Source organism: Cloacibacterium sp. TD35, assembly GCF_028864635.1.
Classification (GTDB): domain Bacteria; phylum Bacteroidota; class Bacteroidia; order Flavobacteriales; family Weeksellaceae; genus Cloacibacterium.
Genome location: NZ_CP104850.1, coordinates 1,756,253 through 1,770,737, shown reverse-complemented (window position 1 = coordinate 1,770,737; position 14,485 = coordinate 1,756,253). Strand labels below are relative to the sequence as shown.

Sequence of the window (14,485 nt, the reverse complement as noted above, 5' to 3'; positions counted from 1 at the left end):
CTTCTTACTCATTATTTTTTAAGTTCTTTTAGAAGCATTTCTAAATCTTCTACACTCATCTCATTTTTTTCTACCAAAAATGAAACAGCGTTTTTGTAAGAACCTTCAAAATAGTTCTTCACCAAACTTTTTATGGATTTTCCGCTGTAGGTTTCTTTAGAAATGAGCGGGAAATATTCGTGCTGTCTTCCGTGAACATTATGCCCCACAAACTCTTTTTCCATCAAAATTTTTAAAATGGTAGAAACGGTATTGGTATGAGGCTTCGGTTTTGGAAAAAGTTCTAGTATATCTTTTAAGAAACCGGTCTCTAGTTCCCAGAGATATTGCATTACTTGTTCTTCTGCTTTTGTAAGTGTTTTTGCTGTCATAATCATTACATCATTATTGATAAGAAGAAATTAACTATTTCTAAAATCAAATTTAACAAAAAAGAAATCATAACTAATAATTTAGTGATACAAATTTAGAAAAGATTTTCTTTTATCACTAAAAAATTAGTTAAAATATTGTTAAATTTTCACAACAAACTGAAATACAATAGAATAAATTAATTTTCAGGAATACTTGCAGCCTTTCTCACGAAATAATTATCCGTAGAACTGTTGCCTCTTAATCTGTAGAAACCACAATTTCCCCAAGATGCAGGAATATCTGTAATGGTCATATCTTCGCCAGTATCATTAGAAACATGCGCTGCAATCATATTTTGCCATTTCTGAATTCTTTTTTGACTGTAATCGAGATAAAATAAATCGTATTTTTTGTCAATCAAATCATTGAGGTATTTTATATATTGTGCTTTGTATTCAGGAATAGATAGAACTTTAGAAACCAAAGGATTTTGGTCGCTTTTTCCCCAAGTTAAAGGATTCTGAATGCCAGAATCTGTCATTAGAAGTGATGTTCCCAAAGTATTATCATAATCATAAGGAATGAAATAAAATTTTCCTGCAGCATCAAAATAGAAATAAAAATTATTAGAATTATTCCAATAATCATCCCACATTCCTACCATTACATTTACGGCGTAGGCTTTCAAAAATAGATTTACATCCATTTTTTGTGAAATATAAGTTTTAAAATCATCTCCATTTTTAGCATTGACATTCGTGATGAAATCTGCTAATTGTGTTTTGGCTGTTTCCAAATTAGATTTACTTCCTTTGTAATCATAAATTGGCGTATTGGTATACGTTAAAGTTACATCTTCAATTCCCATATTCGAAGTGGAAGCATCTTTAAAACTTGCTCCCCAATTCGCTTTCCATAAATTTCCAGTCGTAGAAAAAAATGTACTCCTATTAGCTAAATAAACATCGTCAACAGGTTCTTGCAACTGATAAACTCCAAAATAAGCGGCTTTGTTATCATCAGTCACTTTTATGGTAAGTTTACAATAACTGGATTGTGACGCAGTCCAAACTCCAAATTTCTCAAATAAATCATAAGAATAGACTTCTCTGGCATACATGGCATCGTCTTTAAACCATTTAAGCACCACTTTTTCTGAATTATGAAAGAGTTGAGTTTTATTATACTTCTTGAAACTAACTGTAAAACTTGCATGATGCCAATCTGGATTGGTTGTATTATGCGTTTCTCCAGGATTTCCCTCTGGTCTTCTTCTGCTGGTATTTCCTTTAAGTCGCAATCCTATATTATCTAAAATTTCTGTAGTTCCGTTTTTCACCCAAGTGAATTTTCCGGCTACATATTCTTCATTATTGGGATTTTGGTCGTAATAATTCAAAAATTTATTCCATTCTGCAAGAGAAACTTCTACCGTAATTTCTGGCAATGCATTAATATCATAAATGAATTTTTGAGAATCTGTTTGAAAATAAGGCGGTTGATAAGCTTGTTGAAATAATGGAGGATCTGGAGTTTTAGGATTGTTTTCTTCTTGATTTCTACAAGTAACTAAAAGTAAAAGAATACTGAACAGAAAAAACTTTTTCATTGCAAAATTTTCAGCTAAATTAAGACATAGAAAATGATTGAAATAATAATCTTGAATGATTTTTAATGGTTTTTATCAGTTTTTCAATACTCTATTATCCTACTTTTTGTTTTTTTTAATAACATGAAATAAAATTTTTCTATCTCATTTTCAAATTATTAAATTCAATTTTCAATTAAGATTTGCAATTTTAAAATTTATTCGTATCTTTGCACCACAATATCGCGAGATGGAGCAGTAGGTAGCTCGTCGGGCTCATAACCCGAAGGTCACAGGTTCGAGTCCTGTTCTCGCTACTAAGCTAAGAGGACTATTCAAATAGTCCTCTTTTTTTATGGATGAATTTATAGTATACATATTATTTTCAGAAAAATATGGTAAAACTTATGTAGGTTTTACTTCTAATCTTATTGAAAGATTTAAGTCTCACAATTCCCTATCTCAAAAAGGGTTCACTAAAAATTTTAGACCTTGGAAAGTTTTACATGTAGAATTCTTCGACAACAAAAATGATGCTTTAATTCGCGAAAAATATTTAAAAACAGGAAAGGGAAGAGAATTTATTAAAGGGCTCATATTCGCCTAGGCGAACACAGGTTCGAGTCCAGTTTCGCTAAAGCGAACACGTCTCGCTACTAAGCTTAAGAAGAGAATCAAATATTTTTGATTCTCTTTTTTATTTATTACCTTTGGGTATGGCAAAAATCCTGAAAATATACCCAGACAATCCTCAAGAGAATTACATGAATGAGGTGATTAAAACGCTACAAGATGGTGGATTGATTATTTATCCATCAGACACGGTTTATGCGTTGGGTTGTGATATTTACAATGTAAAAGCCATGGAAAAACTCGCTCGTCTTAAAAATACTACATTAGACAAAGCACAATTTTCTATTATTTGCAACAATCTCAGTCATCTTTCAGAATTTACTCGTCCTATCGAAACGTCTACTTTCAGACTTTTAAAATCTAAAATACCCGGTCCTTTTACCTTTATTTTAGAGGCTAATAAAAATTTACCGCTGGCTTACAAAGGAAAAAAAACTGTAGGAATCAGAGTTCCAGATCATCCTATTCCACAACTCATTGTAGAAAAACTAGGCCATCCTATTGCCTCTACATCCATAAAAGATGATGACGAAGTGATAGAATATTCTACTGACCCAGAACTTATCGCAGAGAAATATGATCATTTGGTAGATATCGTCATTGATTCTGGTTATGGAGATAATGTAGCTTCTACCATCGTAGATTTAACCAGTGGCGAACCAGAAATCCTGAGAGAAGGAAAAGGCGAATTATAATTTTTTAGCCGTAAAATATTACTCTTAAAGTTATCGAGTCTCTTCGTTAGGTTTCTCTTCCCACTCTCACTTTTTTGCAATATTACATTTCACAAAAAGAGTTCAGCTCAATCAAAGGTTCACTTTTCGTCTATCATAGATATAGGTTGTAAAAATTAAAATTTGTTTTATTTTTGAACATTCAATTTCAAATTTCAAACGTCTAAATCCAAATGAAAATCATTACTTCACCTGCCAAATTAATGAATGTAGAAAATTCTACAGAATTTTTGAAAACCACTACTCCAAAATTCATTGAAGAAGCGACTTTAATACATTCTTATCTCAAAGAAAAAACGCCACAATATTTATCAGAATTAATGGAAATTTCCGCAAAATTAGCAGATGAAAACTGGCACAGAAACCAAGTTTGGAAACCAAAACCTACTGCCAAAGAATCTGCACCTGCTCTTTTTGCTTTCACAGGAGAGGTTTACAGAGGTCTAGATGCTAAAACTCTAGATAAAAATGCGGTAGATTATTTACAGAAAAACCATAGAATACTTTCTGGCTTGTATGGTCTTCTGAAACCTTCAGATAAAGTAATGCTTTACCGCTTAGAAATGGGTAGAAATTTCGAATTTGAGCATTATAAAAATCTGTATGAATTTTGGAGTGACAAAATCACAGAACAAATCAATGCTGAACTCAAAAAAAATGAATTATTGCTTAATCTAGCAAGTAATGAATACGGAAAAGTTATCAACAGAAAAAAACTCAACAATCCTGTTGTAGATTTTGAATTCTATCAAACTCAACCGAACGGAAAACTAAAAACCATTGTAGTTTACACCAAACATGCAAGAGGTTTAGTCGCCAGATTTTGCGCGGAAACCAATGCTAAAACGCTGAATGATGTAAAAGCATTTAACTACGAAAATTACTTGATTAACGAAGAACTTTCTACCGAAAACAAACTGGTTTTTGTGAGATAATTACAATATATTTATGACAATACTAGAATGCAAAAGACACTTTAAAAGTGAATTGGTTGATTTATATTCTGAAGCAGAAATTGCAAAACTTTACTCTATTTTTCTATATCATCAAGTAGGTTTTGATACTTTTCAGCAAAGAAAATTCTCTCACCAAGAGCTTTTAATTAGTGATGAAGAAGATTTAGTAGAGATTCTGAAAAAACTAAAATCAGGAAAACCATATCAACAGATTTTGGGATATACAGAATTTTATAAATTAAGATTTTCTGTAGATGAAAATGTTCTCATTCCTCGTCCTGAAACGGAAGAACTTCTAGAAATAACCATTAACAAGATTCGAGACTCGAGACACGAAACTAGAGATTTCAAAATTATTGACATTGGAACAGGAAGCGGAATCATTCCGATTACTTTGAAAAAAAACTTTCCGAAGGCAGATGTTTCAGCAATGGACATTTCTGAAAAAGCACTTGAAATTGCTCAGAAAAATGCAGTATTTCATAAAACCGAAATTCGTTTTTTCCAAGCAGATTACCTAAATACAGATTTAACCGAAAATTATGACATAATCATTTCCAATCCTCCCTATATTGGAATCGATGAAAATGCAGAAATCGAAGATTCTGTAAAAGGTTTTGAACCCAATATTGCACTATTCTCACCAACTCAAGATGCACTTATTTTCTACAGAAAGATAGCAAAAGACTGCGAAAAACACTTAAATGAAAACGGACAGTTTTTCCTTGAAATCAATCAAAAATTAGGAAATGAAACCTTAGAACTGTTCAAAAATTTCTCAGAAAGCGAATTGGTAAAAGATTTATCTGGAAACGATAGATTTATAATAGGAAGAAAGTAATAAAAGTGAACTCATTTTTATAAATTTTTGTTAATTTTAAAGCATAATACAACAATATTTAAATTATGCTTAAATTAAAACTTTTTCTTTTTTGCTTTTTATTCTTTTCTTCAAATTTTATCATTGCACAAAAAAAATCTTTAGACCACAGCGTTTATGATTCGTGGGAATCTATTGGAAATCGTGTGCTTTCTAATGACGGAAAATGGCTAGGTTATAGTAAAGATGTTCAAGAAGGCGATGGAACTCTGCTCCTATTTGCCACAGACAAAAAGACTTCTCAAAATTTTCCTAGAGCTAATAAATTGGCGATAACTAGCGACTCTAAATTTGCAGTTTTCAGCGTAAGACCTTTTTATAAAGATATAAAGGCGGTGAAAGATAAAAAACTCAAAAAAAATAAATTAACTAAGGATTCTCTTTTTATTGTAAACCTACAAAACTCAAAAACAGCTAAAATCCCAAATGTAAAATCTTACAAAATCCCAATTAAAGGCGGTTCTGTGGTAGCTTACCTTTTAGAAAATCTAAAAGACAAATCCACAGAAGCTGAAAAAGATGATGACAAGGAAGATGCTGGTGATGATAAAAATAATAAACCTTCGGAACTTATCATAGAAAATCTTTTAACAGGAAAAAAACAAAGTTTTCAGAATGTGATTAGATATGAGTTTAGCGAAAACGGAAAGCAATTGGCTTTTGTCACTCAAAAACCTGAAGAGAAAAATGATGATGCTAAAGACAAGGAGAAAGTAAAATCAAAAGACAAATCTAAGCCTAAAAAATATGCCCTACAGTCTGTTCATTTGATGAATTTAGAAAATTTCGCAGTGAACAAGTTAATCGAAGAGGAAGGAGATTTTTCCCAATTATCGTTTGATAAATCTGGTAATCATTTTTCACTTGTAGGAACCACTTCTGCTGAAAATGATTTGGTAAAAAATTATAATCTGTATTATTTTTCAAGTAACAAAAAAGCAGTTCTCAATCATAATTCTTTGAAAATGCCAAAAGGTTGGGTCATTTCAGAAAATAAAATGCCTACCTTCAGCAAAAACGGAAAACAATTATATTTCGGAATTGCTCCTAAACCCATAGCAAAAGATACAGCGCTTATCACAAATGATCACGCTATTTTAGATATATGGAGCCATAATGATGATTACTTAAAAACTATTCAACTTAAAAATTTAAGTAAAGATTTAAAAAAGTCTTATGACGCGGTCATTCAAACCCAAAACCCTGAAATTCTAACAGCAATTACGCATCCTAAAATGGATTCAATAGCGATAATTAATGAAGGAAATGCTCCTTTTTCAGTAGGAATTTCCAACAATAATTCTAGAGCTGAATTTCAATGGACTGGCGCTGAAAAGAACACATATTTTATCGTTAATAACCTATCTGGAGAAACTACAGAATTTGTAAAAAATCTTAACGGTAGAGTTTATCCGTCTCCTTTGGGAAATTACATGGTTTATTTCAACAGAGAAGATGGAAATTGGTATGCTTATAATGTTGTAAAAAAATCTACTTTTCAACTGAATAAAGGTTTACAGGTAAAATTTACAAATGAAGAATTTGATATGCCAGATTATCCTAATTCATACGGATTAGAAGGATTTACAGACCTTGACTTTTCTGTAATCATTAAAGATAGATATGACCTTTGGGAATTCTTTTTAGATGGAAAATCTGCTCCAAAAAACATCACCAATGGTTTTGGAAGAAAAAACAAAATATCTTTTGACATGTATCAGTTGGATAAAGACATTAAAAGTTATAATAGAAAAACCGAAATGTATCTTTTTGCTTTCAATGAAGAAAATAAACAGTCAGGAATATTCAAATCTAAAATTGAAGCCTCAAAAAATCCAGAACTATTACAAATGGGAGATTTTTACGGATATAAAAACCTCATAAAAGCCAAAAATGCAGAAGTCTATTCTTACACGAAAGAATCTTTCCAAAATTCTCCTAATGTTTATGTCTCTGATTATTTTAAAACCGAACATCAAGTTTCAAAAATAAATCCTCAACAAAATTCATATAATTGGGGAACTGCAGAACTGGTTTCTTGGACTACTCCCAAAGGTTACTCTTCAAAAGGTATTCTTTATAAACCTGAAAATTTTGACCCCAATAAAAAATATCCAATGATTGTTTATTTCTACGAAAAACTTTCAGATGGATTAAACCGATATATTGCACCGGCTCCTACTCCTTCCCGATTAAATATTAGTTTCTTTGTAAGCAATGAATACTTAGTTTTCGCACCAGATATTTCCTATGAAGACGGACATCCTGGTCAGTCTGCTGTAGAATTCATTAACTCAGGGGTAGAATATTTAAAGAAAAATCCTTGGGTAAATGGCGACAAAATAGGAATCCAAGGGCAAAGTTGGGGGGGCTATCAAGTCGCTTATCTTATCACTCATAACGATATGTATGCCGCTGCTTGGTCTGGCGCACCTGTAGTAAACATGACTTCTGCGTATGGTGGAATCCGTTGGTCTACAGGAATGAACCGTCAGTTTCAGTACGAAAGAAGTCAGAGTAGAATTGGTAAAACACTTTGGGAAGCTCCAGAATTATATATAGAAAATTCACCTCTTTTTCATTTAGACAAAGTAACAACTCCCGTGGTTATTATGAGCAATGATAAAGATGGTGCAGTGCCATGGTATCAAGGAATAGAGATGTTTACTGCTCTAAAAAGATTAGACAAAAAAGTGTGGTTGCTGAACTATAATAATGATGATCATAACCTTACCAAAAGACAAAATAGAAAAGACATTCAAATTCGTGAACAACAGTTCTTTGATTATTACTTGAAAGATGCAAAAGCACCCGTTTGGATGACTAGAGGAATTCCATCTACTTTGAAAGGAATAGATTGGGGATTTGAACTAACAGACGAAAAACCTTAATATATACTTTCCAAGCACTTCCGTTTTGGTTTGGAAATTATATTTTCATGTTCTGAACTCATATTTTTTGGTCTTTTATCCATCTCTTGAGGTTCTTTAACAGAAAATATAAGTTACTTAACTCATAGCTTAGGATTTTAGACTGTAAATTTAGGGTTCAGAACCCCAAATTTTAGGTTACATAACCCTATCAGATTACTACAGAACCTCTACAGAATACTTCTAAACGTATCTGAAATAGTTATTTAAAGGTTGAGATGAGTTAAAAATATATCAGAAGGAATAAAAATATATCCTGCAGTAGTATTTGCAGGATATTTTTATGTTTTCTATTATTCTGTAGGTGGCGTTTCTATGGTCTTAGAAGTTTCACCAAAGAATTGTTTGGTTTCATTCAGTTTAGTTTCGAAACCTGGTGAAGCTGTACCTGCCTTATAATTGGTATAGGCATAATCTGTAAGTGCAGCTTGGTAATTAACATAATCGTGAAGAATTTTTGCATTTTTAAGTTTAGTAGACAAGCTGTCTAAACGGGTAATAAATGCTTCTAGATTTTTTCTGCTGTTATGATCATTCTCAAATTCTTCCCAATCTACATCAGAAGAAGATAAGTCAGGTTGACTCTTGTGAAAATCATAAACCTTGTTTACGAAAAGTTTGTTTTGCTCATTGATGCTCCCATACTTTTGGCGGTCTTCTGCGCTTAGGTTTACATTAATGATTTGTAGCGCTGCTTCTAATTGAGTAAGTGCATTCTGTGCATCTGTAATTTGCTGAGCAGTAAGATGCGTGTTGTTTAAATTGGTAATTGACATAATATGTTTAATTTTTTATTGGTTTTAGTTTTTTTAAGATTTTATAAAAATATTAAAGCATCATCATAATATATATAAAAACACCTTTTCAAAAATAACAAAATTTAAACAACAAGTTATTTTTTAATTAAAAAAATACTCAAAAAAAGTAATTATGTTAAATAAAAATGATTTTTTATGTGAAATTAATGTATTTTTTATGAAAAGACAGTGATTTTTTTTAAATAACGAGTTCTGAAATGAGAAAATAATAGAGGATTCTTCTACTTTTACTATAACTAATAACCCGAACTCATGACTCTAAAAATTTTATTACTCTTTGAGAAGCGTCCCGAATAATTTTATGATTTGGAATTATTCGGGGAGTGTACATTTTCACAAATCATTTTATAAAAATAATTTTATCAATAAAATACAATCACAAATGAAAAAAATCAATTTATTAAAAACAGCCTTTTTATTTTTGTTATTACTAATTGTTTCTTCTTGTAGAACAGATAATAATTTCACACAAGATAAGAGAGTAGCTGAAGAAAGCATTGCAAAACAAATTTCCTACCAATCTTTTTTATCTTCCGTTAAAAACCAAAATAATATTGTTCTGAGTACAAGGATAAAGTCTGATAAAAATTCTAAATCTAAAAATGATATATTAGAAAATTTTAGTATTGATGAATCAAAAATATTAATGGTTAAAATGAAAAACGAAACAACATATTCCATGAGATTAGTACCATCAATAGATAATGATCCTAAAAATATATATAACCTTTATGTAAAAAAAGATAGTCTAGGAAATATATCACAAACCATAATAAAATATTCACCGACAATTGCTTCTATTAAAAATAATTATAAAAATTTAAATGGTTTGGCACAGGTAATTTACAACGACACCAAGCCTCAAAACAAAAAAAATAGAATAGCAGGTGATGGTTGCTGGACTGCCTATGTAGAAGTTGCTTGTGAATATGGATATGTACACTACCAGAATGGACCAGGTGAATGGTGTGACGGCTCTGGATCTTATCATTTTGAGGTTACCTTATGTGGAGCAGGTGGAGAATCTGGAGGAGAATCACCTATTGAAATAACTACAGATAATATTGCTGGAAGCGGAAGTAGTGTATTCATCCCTTCTTCTACAAGAAGTAAATTACTAGCTTGTGAGGAGCAAGATAGTGATGAATTTATCTATGCTTTATATTCTGCCAATCAAAACTGGGCAGATCAAAATATTTCTTTTTTTAATAATATTGTAAACAATCTATGCTTTGATTCTTCTTTACAAAATAAACAATTAATAAATTGGCAAGTTAATTTTTTTAGTAATAATTCTCTTGCCGCAGAGTATTTTAAAAACAATCCACAAGATATGTATATACTAAGTTTTGACGACTTTGACGTATCAAATTCAGAAGATGTAGAATTAGCAAATTCTGCAGCATTGGCAGCTTTAGATTTATTAAGAAATAATCAATTAAACATATTAAATCTTCTAGACACTTCTTGGTCTAATATGGATGATTTGAAATTAAAAATGAAAGAAAAATTTAAGAAAGGCGTACCTACAGCTGTTAAGTTTGGCAAATATGTATATTCTACATTAAAAAAAGTAACAGATAAATACCCAGAAACTTTAGTATATGCCAACAAAGGGATTGATAAAATACGGGCAGAAATTCATAATGAAGGGTTGATTAATTATGATGTACATACTATGACATGGAAAGATGTAATTGGCTCTTGGCTTTTTGAATTAGGTAATTACCCTGTTAATAGTACCACTAATCTTCCTACTTTAGGTTTTGCTGGTGCAGATTACACCATTAGCGGAAATCCATACGATGTAAATATGAGACATCTTACTACCCATAAAACCTTAAGTAATGGCAATCCTGATGAAAACTCAATAATGTTTTTAAGAAATAAAGTAGTTAATCAGATAAAACAAAATATTTTTGCAATGGTAAATGGAGAATGGCACTTTGGAACAGACGCTACTATAGATACCATTACAAAACTAGACGGGATGCAGTTTTGTTTAGGTTCTTATCAGACTGATGTTTATATAAGAGCATTAGGAAATAAACAATACGAACTTACGTTTATTGTAAAAAACAAAACAGGATGGCAATCTGGCACAAGAAGACTAAATGATTATAACGGCAATTCTACTGATGACAGCATAATCCCTGACAAACCTAGAGGAGATGGGCTACATCTTGGCGGTACTATAGGTGAAACATTTGGCTGGAAAGAAATTATAACTGTAAATTAAAAATTATGAAAAATATTATTTTATTGTTGTTTTTACTATTAAGCTTATTAAATTGCCAAGATGGACCAAAAGCAGCTTTTAATGACGAGTTTGTTCCTATAGCTCTAACAATGAAAATACCTATTGAAAAACTAGTAGGGAAATATGTTTTAGATAATGATTCTAAAAAAAGGTATAACATTTCTGATAAAGGATTTATAATGTTAGACATACAAAAAAATAAAAAAATTATTGCAAACAAATATTTAGATGTAAAAACTTGGAAACTGAAAAATGAAAAAATGAAATTTTCTTATTATTATTATTATTATAGTGACAAAATAGGAACAAATATTGGTTGCCCAGAGTTAAATGATGGGGGAGTAATAAATCTGTATTATAGAAAAAAGGATAGTGCAATTGTATTATATGTATATACTCATCCACTAAAAGGTCAAGAACACGGAGATTATTTACGGTATATAAAAGTAAAGTAAAACAGGATGGCAATCTGGTACCAGAGGACTAAATGATTATAACGGCAATTCTACCGATGACAGCGTAATCCCTGACAAACCCAGAGGAGATGGGCTACATCTTGGCGGTACTATAGGTGAAACATTTGGTTGGAAAGAAATTATAACTGTAAATTAAAAATTATGAAAAATATTATTTTATTATCCTTATTATTAAGTCTATTAAGTTGCCAAGATGGACCAAAAGCAGCTTTTAATGAAAATTTTGAAGATAGAGGATATTCGGGGTTACCTTTTGAGAAAATAATTGGATTTTATAAACTTGATAACGATTCTAAAAAAAGATATAAAATTCCGAAAGAAATAGATTTAACTTTAGAAATTCAACCTGATAAAAAACTTATTGCAAATAATTATGTTGATGCCAAAACTTGGCTCATTAGCAATAAAAAATTGGAGAGTACACTTTTTTATGCGAATGATGATAAAAGGATTTATATGAGTTGCTATAAACTAAATAAAGGTGGGGGAATTGAATTATATTACAGAAAAAAGGATAGCGTAATTACCCTTTATGTATATACGCCCCCATTAAAAGGACAGGAACACGGAGATTATTTACGGTATATAAAAGTAAAGTAAAACAGGCTTGCAATCTGGTACCTGAGGACTAAATGATTATAACGGCAATTCTACTGATGACAGCGCAATCCCTGACAAACCCAGAGGAGATGGGCTACATCTTGGCGGCACTATAGGTGAAACCTTTGGCTGGAAAGAAATTATAACTGTAAATTAAAAATTATGAAAAATTTAATTATTTTACTTTTTGTTATTTTCTATTCTTGCGGTGGTCATAGTTCTCCTATAGTTTTGGATGATAATTTTATTATACTTGACCGTAATAAAGAGTTTCCTTTCTCTAAATTAGTTGGCAAATATGGATTAGATTCTATCAGTAAAAAAAGATTTGACATTCCCATTACTAAGCCAATAATTATCGAAGTACATTCTGACTCTTCTTTTATAGCTGAAAATTATTTAGATTATAAAACTGATAGTTTGCTTTTGAAAAAGTTTAAAGGAAGGTTAGCTTATACTAATAATTTTAAAGAATCATTCCTTAATTTGAGAACAATAAATGAGAAATTTAATGGAGGGGGTGGGCTTGATATTTATTACCGCAAAAAAGACAGTGTTTTGGCTTTATACTTATATATGCCCTTTATTCCTGGTACAAAAGAAAATAATTATAAATATAGAGAAGGGGATTATCTTAGATATATAAAAGTAAAGTAAAACAGGAAGGCGACTAAATGATTATAACGGCAATTCTACTGATGACAGCGCAATCCCTGACAAACCCAGAGGAGATGGGCTACATCTTGGCGGCACTATAGGTGAAACCTTTGGCTGGAAAGAAATTATAACTGTAAATTAAAAATTATGAAAAATTTAATTATTTTACTTTTTGTTATTTTCTATTCTTGCGGTGGTCATAGTTCTCCTATAGTTTTGGATGATAATTTTATTATACTTGACCGTAATAAAGAGTTTCCTTTCTCTAAATTAGTTGGCAAATATGGATTAGATTCTATCAGTAAAAAAAGATTTAATCTTCCCAATAGTAAATCAATAATTATTGAAATACATCCTGATACTACTATTACTGCGAATGATTATATTGATATAGACACAAGAAAATTAAACGGAAAAAAGGTTAAAAATAAATTATTCTACATAAATAACTTTAAAGAAAATTATCCTACTATGGATCTAAGTGTATCAACTAGACCGTATTTTAATGAGGGTGGGGGTATAAGCATTTATTACCGTAAAAAAGACAGTATATTGGCTTTATATGTATATATGCCTTTTGTTCCTGCAACTAAAGAAAATAATATGAAATATATGGAAGGGGATTATTTACGGTATATAAAAGTAAAGTAAAACAGGATGGGAATCTGGCACCAGAGGACTAAATGATTATAACGGCAATTCTACTGATGACAGCGCAATCCCTGACAAACCCAGAGGAGATGGGCTACATCTTGGCGGTACTATAGGTGAAACCTTTGGATGGAAAGAAATTATAACTGTAAATTAAAATTATGAAAAAAAATAATTTTTTATGTAATATTTTGTGCTAAAGGTTTTTCCCAAAATATTAGATATGAAACTGTGTTTACTCAAAAAGATTCTAAAAGCTCCTCAATTTTTTTGAGGAGCTTCATATATTAAATTGAAAATAAAAGCTACCCTATTTTCTTCTTTACAAAAACTTGGTAGCTCATGTAAATCAAAGGAAGTGACATAATCAGTAAATAAACTGCATTATTCATGGCAATTTCTGGCTCTAGTGCAACTGCATAAACCAATCCAAAAGCAGCGCCACCTAAATGAGCAGCGTGACCAATATTATCATGCGGTCTTGGATTAAGCATCATGTAAACGGAATACCCAAAATACAAAGCTCCAAAAATATAACCTGGTAAGAAATTTACTTCAATTTGGTTCGGTGCATAAGCTACTGCCGCAAATAAAATCCCTGAAACGCCTCCACTGGCTCCAATCGCCGAATACCAGCTTTGTCTTTTATACAAATACAGAGAAAATAAATTCCCAATAACAATTGAGCCTAAATATACCAACAAAAACCCTGAAACTCCATACACATATAACACAACTGGTGCAAAGAAATACAATGTTAACATATTGAAAAACAAATGTCCCCAATCTGCATGAAGAAATCCTGCAGAAAGAAGTCTGATGTATTCTTTTCTGTATTGTATCGCCGAAACGTTGAATTTATATTTTTCAAAAATATGGATTTTCTGGAATCCCATAATACTGATGACTACAGTAATAGCAATGATTATTAATAATATTGGATGCATG

14 protein-coding genes and 1 tRNA gene are annotated in these 14,485 nt (G+C 31.0%); 11 read left to right on the top strand and 4 right to left on the bottom strand.

Going from position 1 to position 14,485, the window contains the following annotated elements:
• Nucleotides 1–11: 11 nt before the first annotated feature.
• Both N7277_RS08155 and N7277_RS08150 read right to left on the bottom strand, forming a co-directional pair.
• Complete coding sequence (locus N7277_RS08155) at nt 12–371, bottom strand: BlaI/MecI/CopY family transcriptional regulator (RefSeq protein WP_274780817.1); 360 nt, start codon at nt 369–371, stop codon at nt 12–14.
• Nucleotides 372–550: 179 nt separating this feature from the next.
• Nucleotides 551–1,963 carry a CotH kinase family protein gene (locus tag N7277_RS08150; protein ID WP_274779074.1) on the bottom strand — a complete coding sequence of 471 codons (1,413 nt, stop codon included), beginning with the start codon at nt 1,961–1,963 and terminating at the stop codon, nt 551–553.
• A gap of 223 nt (nt 1,964–2,186) precedes the next feature.
• On the opposite strand from N7277_RS08150, the gene N7277_RS08145 reads away from it, so the two are divergent.
• From N7277_RS08145 to N7277_RS08120, 6 genes are all read left to right on the top strand, one after another.
• Nucleotides 2,187–2,259 (top strand) — tRNA-Met (locus N7277_RS08145).
• Between the two features lie 38 nt (nt 2,260–2,297).
• Nucleotides 2,298–2,549, top strand: coding sequence for a GIY-YIG nuclease family protein (locus N7277_RS08140; RefSeq protein WP_274779073.1), 252 nt, complete (start codon nt 2,298–2,300; stop codon nt 2,547–2,549).
• A 109-nt stretch (nt 2,550–2,658) separates the two neighbouring features.
• Entirely contained in the window at nt 2,659–3,270 is a 612-nt protein-coding gene (locus tag N7277_RS08135; protein ID WP_274779072.1) for an L-threonylcarbamoyladenylate synthase, read from the top strand.
• 212 nt (nt 3,271–3,482) lie between these two features.
• Complete coding sequence (gene yaaA, locus N7277_RS08130; RefSeq protein WP_274779071.1) at nt 3,483–4,244, top strand: peroxide stress protein YaaA; 762 nt, start codon at nt 3,483–3,485, stop codon at nt 4,242–4,244.
• Nucleotides 4,245–4,257: 13 nt separating this feature from the next.
• Nucleotides 4,258–5,106: a peptide chain release factor N(5)-glutamine methyltransferase gene (prmC, locus tag N7277_RS08125; protein ID WP_274779070.1), complete on the top strand. Its 849-nt coding sequence runs from the start codon at nt 4,258–4,260 to the stop codon at nt 5,104–5,106.
• A 65-nt stretch (nt 5,107–5,171) separates the two neighbouring features.
• Nucleotides 5,172–8,036 carry an alpha/beta hydrolase family protein gene (locus N7277_RS08120; RefSeq protein ID WP_274779069.1) on the top strand — a complete coding sequence of 955 codons (2,865 nt, stop codon included), beginning with the start codon at nt 5,172–5,174 and terminating at the stop codon, nt 8,034–8,036.
• A 332-nt stretch (nt 8,037–8,368) separates the two neighbouring features.
• On the opposite strand, the gene N7277_RS08115 is transcribed toward N7277_RS08120, so the two are convergent.
• Nucleotides 8,369–8,851, bottom strand: coding sequence for a hypothetical protein (locus N7277_RS08115; RefSeq protein ID WP_274779068.1), 483 nt, complete (start codon nt 8,849–8,851; stop codon nt 8,369–8,371).
• Between the two features lie 424 nt (nt 8,852–9,275).
• Here N7277_RS08115 and N7277_RS08110 point away from each other — a divergent pair, with 424 nt between their 5' ends.
• The 5 genes from N7277_RS08110 (at nt 9,276) to N7277_RS08090 (ending at nt 13,537) form a co-directional block, all read left to right on the top strand.
• On the top strand, nt 9,276–11,132 hold the full coding sequence (locus N7277_RS08110) for a hypothetical protein (RefSeq protein WP_274779067.1): 1,857 nt from the start codon (nt 9,276–9,278) through the stop codon (nt 11,130–11,132).
• A 5-nt stretch (nt 11,133–11,137) separates the two neighbouring features.
• Nucleotides 11,138–11,608: a hypothetical protein gene (locus N7277_RS08105; RefSeq protein ID WP_274779066.1), complete on the top strand. Its 471-nt coding sequence runs from the start codon at nt 11,138–11,140 to the stop codon at nt 11,606–11,608.
• Nucleotides 11,609–11,770: 162 nt separating this feature from the next.
• A complete protein-coding gene (locus tag N7277_RS08100) occupies nt 11,771–12,229 on the top strand; it encodes a hypothetical protein (protein WP_274779065.1) in 459 nt (152 codons plus the stop codon).
• Nucleotides 12,230–12,391: 162 nt separating this feature from the next.
• The gene (locus tag N7277_RS08095; RefSeq protein WP_274779064.1) at nt 12,392–12,886 is read left to right on the top strand and encodes a hypothetical protein; all 495 of its coding nucleotides are present in this window, start codon (nt 12,392–12,394) and stop codon (nt 12,884–12,886) included.
• A gap of 147 nt (nt 12,887–13,033) precedes the next feature.
• Entirely contained in the window at nt 13,034–13,537 is a 504-nt protein-coding gene (locus tag N7277_RS08090; RefSeq protein WP_274779063.1) for a hypothetical protein, read from the top strand.
• 305 nt (nt 13,538–13,842) lie between these two features.
• On the opposite strand, the gene N7277_RS08085 is transcribed toward N7277_RS08090, so the two are convergent.
• Nucleotides 13,843–14,484: a rhomboid family intramembrane serine protease gene (locus N7277_RS08085; protein ID WP_274779062.1), complete on the bottom strand. Its 642-nt coding sequence runs from the start codon at nt 14,482–14,484 to the stop codon at nt 13,843–13,845.
• Nucleotide 14,485: the final 1 nt, after the last annotated feature.